General features: G+C 44.5%; 4 protein-coding genes and 1 pseudogene. All 5 read right to left on the reverse strand.

All coding sequences use genetic code 11. From position 1 onward, the window contains the following. Positions 1-229, reverse strand: a pseudogene (locus tag AC1DSE_RS33280) (CCA tRNA nucleotidyltransferase); the annotation flags it as partial. A gap of 30 nt (positions 230-259) precedes the next feature. Further along, positions 260-1,426 (reverse strand): N-acetyl-alpha-D-glucosaminyl L-malate synthase BshA, encoded by a 1,167-nt coding sequence (gene bshA, locus AC1DSE_RS33285; protein WP_477509636.1) that lies wholly within the window; start codon positions 1,424-1,426, stop codon positions 260-262. Positions 1,427-1,490: 64 nt separating this feature from the next. Continuing rightward, a complete protein-coding gene (gene bshB1 / locus AC1DSE_RS33290; protein ID WP_477509637.1) occupies positions 1,491-2,186 on the reverse strand; it encodes a bacillithiol biosynthesis deacetylase BshB1 in 696 nt (231 codons plus the stop codon). Further along, positions 2,186-2,605 carry a methylglyoxal synthase gene (locus AC1DSE_RS33295; protein ID WP_339202866.1) on the reverse strand — a complete coding sequence of 140 codons (420 nt, stop codon included), beginning with the start codon at positions 2,603-2,605 and terminating at the stop codon, positions 2,186-2,188. The genes bshB1 and AC1DSE_RS33295 overlap by 1 nt, the downstream gene beginning before the upstream one ends. Positions 2,606-2,634: 29 nt before the next feature. Then, positions 2,635-3,151 (reverse strand): 4-hydroxy-tetrahydrodipicolinate reductase (gene dapB, locus AC1DSE_RS33300; RefSeq protein ID WP_477528913.1); only part of this gene is annotated, 517 nt, incomplete at its 5' end.

The raw sequence follows: 3,151 nt of genomic DNA on the forward strand, positions 1-3,151 counted from the left end.
GTATAACCGTTATCGTGCCATGCTGCAAGCCCGTTGGTATGCATCGCTCAAACAGCTCAAGCACCTGCTCTGGACGAGCAGATGTAGCGATATCAACGTCTTTGATTGGTATATCTAAATACGTATCACGAACTGCGCCTCCCACAAAAACGGCTTCGAAATGATGCTCTCGAAGCCGCTCAATGATAGGCAATGCAGCTATGATCGGTGTTGATAATGAAAGCTGCATGTCATACACCTCTTCTTGCAGGGGAAATGATTAGCTATCTCTGCAAACAGCGATTGGCAAATCTGCCTCTATGCCGAGTACCCGATAATAGATCTGCTCATATTGTGTTGTAATTACGTCATTACAAAACTCGTTTCTTGCTCTAAACATACAAGCCTGCTTAAACTGCTCATGCAGCTTCTCAGTCGTAAGCAGTCTTTCCGTATTTTTAGCCATATCTTCGACATCGCCGATCTCTGACAAAAATCCAGTTTCTCCATGGGTAACAAGCTCCGGAATACCACCAGCGTTAGAACCAATAGTTGGAACGCCGCAAGCCATTGCCTCAAGCGCAACAAGCCCGAAGCTTTCTTTCTCTGATGGAAGCAACAGCACATCTGCCATTGAAATGACTTGTGCAACATCCTCTTGCTTGCCCAGAAAATGGACACGGTCTTCAAGACCAAGCTGGCGAATGCGGCATTGAATTTTTGAGAGCTCAGGTCCTTCACCGACTAAGAGAAGTTTCGAAGGAACCTTCTCGGAAACGCGAGCAAATATTTCAACTACATCCCCAACCCGTTTAACCGGACGGAAATTAGATATATGCATCAAAATTTTCTCATTAGGAGCCGCATAATCAGCTCGCAAGGAAACCGCATCGCGTGGATAATAAACACGTTTATCAACAAAATTATAGGTTAAATCAATTGGTGTCGTAATATCAAGCAGTTGTCTAGTCTCTTGAATCAGATCCTTTGAAACGGCAGTTACAGCGTCGCTTTGATGGATCGCAAGACGAATTAAAGCTTTTAACGATTCATCCTGAGCCAGCACCGTTATGTCCGTGCCATGCAGCGTTGTGACCGTTTTTAAGCCATCGCCATTCATCTGCTTCGCCAAATAGGCGCAAACCGCATGAGGCACCGCATAATGGACATGAAGCAAGTCAAGCTGCTGCATTTTTGCTACCTGTGCCATCTTGCTTGCTAAAGCTAGATCATAAGGCGGGTAACGAAAAACATAATAATCATTAACTTCTACCTCATGATAAAAAATATTTTTATTAAAGTGTCCTAATCGAAAAGGAATACTGTGTGTAATAAAATGAATTTCATGACCACGTTCTGCCAGTAATTTACCTAATTCGGTTGCAACTACGCCCGATCCGCCCAAGGTAGGATAACAGGTAATACCAATCTTTAATTTTCTCGCCACTGTTGTCGCACCTCCTGTGTTCGTTACGTATAACTATTGTATTACACAAGAGCTGTACGAATTGTCAAAAATATTGTATGGCGTGAGGACGCTTAATTGCGAAACCCTCTGCATATGCCCAGCCTCTTGCTTGTCCAAGCAATGAATCACGTGCTTCTACTCGTTCAATGTAATTATTCGTTAATGGCGTAGCCACTCGGTCGGAGCCTGCTGCCGCATCGAATTGTGAACGGTAAGCAAGCAGCGCGTTTCTTTTGGTTGCTTGAAAATCACTAATATCAACGGTTAACGATACTTGATCCACATCATTTATATAGTAATAAATAAGCTGTGATACCTGTACGGCAGGCAGCTCCGGCATATAGCGGCGCAGCTTGGCGTTAAACACAGCTTCTTCAATTAATCTACTGCAAGCCACATGATCGGGATGACGATCTACCCAGTAAGGGGCAAATACAACCCGCGGCTTAAAATAACGAATTTCTGCTACAATACGTTCGATTTGATCGCGTGAAGGCTCCAAACCCCGATCAGGCAAACCCAAATTAGTACGAGTCTGCAGTCCAAGCACTTTGGATGCTTGATCCGCTTCTTGTTTCCTCAGCTCAACCGTTCCGTTTGAAGACATCTCTGCCATCGTTAAATCACATATGCCGACCTTATAGCCAGCTTGTACATGTTTGGCGATGGTACCGCCCATTCCAATTTCAGCATCATCCGCATGAGCGCCAAAAACGAGAATATCGAGTTCTGTCGTCATTATTCAATACCTGGTTTATATTTATGGACAAGCTCTCGCCATGCAAAATCACCGCGTTCAAGTGCTTTAACCAGCAGTTCAGCAGACGCTACGTTAGTAGCAACCGGTATGCCTTGTACATCGCATAAACGCAGCAAAGCAATAATATCCGGCTCATGAGGTTGTGCCATTAATGGGTCGCGTAAGAAGATAATTAAATCCATTTCATTTTGGGCAACCATCGCACCTATTTGTTGATCGCCGCCGAGCGGGCCTGACATGAACCGATGAATGGACAAGTTCGTTTGTTCCATTATCCGTGTTCCCGTCGTGCCAGTAGAGTATAGCTTATGCGGTACAAATACTTTCTCATAAGCGATTACGAAATTAACGATTTCTTCCTTCTTCCGATCATGCGCAATAAATGCAATATTCAACATGCGGTTCCCCTCTCCTGCTGCCTAATAATCTAATCCATAATATGTTCAAATCCGTAAATTAAACCGCTGTATGTCATTACCTTCTTCACAGCCACGTTTACACCAGGCATATAGCCTGCGCGATCATAGGAATCATGACGAATTTTGAGCGTTTGTCCATGGCCGCCAAACACAACCTCTTGTTGAGCAAATACACCAGGAAGTCTAACGCTATGTATACGGAATCCGTTGTAATAGCCGCCGCGCGCACCTTCAATGACTTCTTCCTCATTCGGGTTGCCCTGACGGAACTCTTTACGCACTTGTGAGATCAACTCCGCTGTTTTTATTGAAGTGCCCGAAGGTGCATCCAGCTTTTGATCTCCATGATATTCTATAATTTCAACATGAGGCAAATATTTTGATGCTTCTGCAGCGAACTTCATCATCAGAATCGCACCGATGGAGAAGTTAGGGGCGATTAAACCGCCGATTCCTTTTTCGAGGCAAAGCTCGTCCAGCTCCACGATCTGTTCAGGCGTAAAACCCGTTGTCCCCATAATAGGA

The organism is Paenibacillus sp. 01L418 (genome assembly GCF_056400045.1).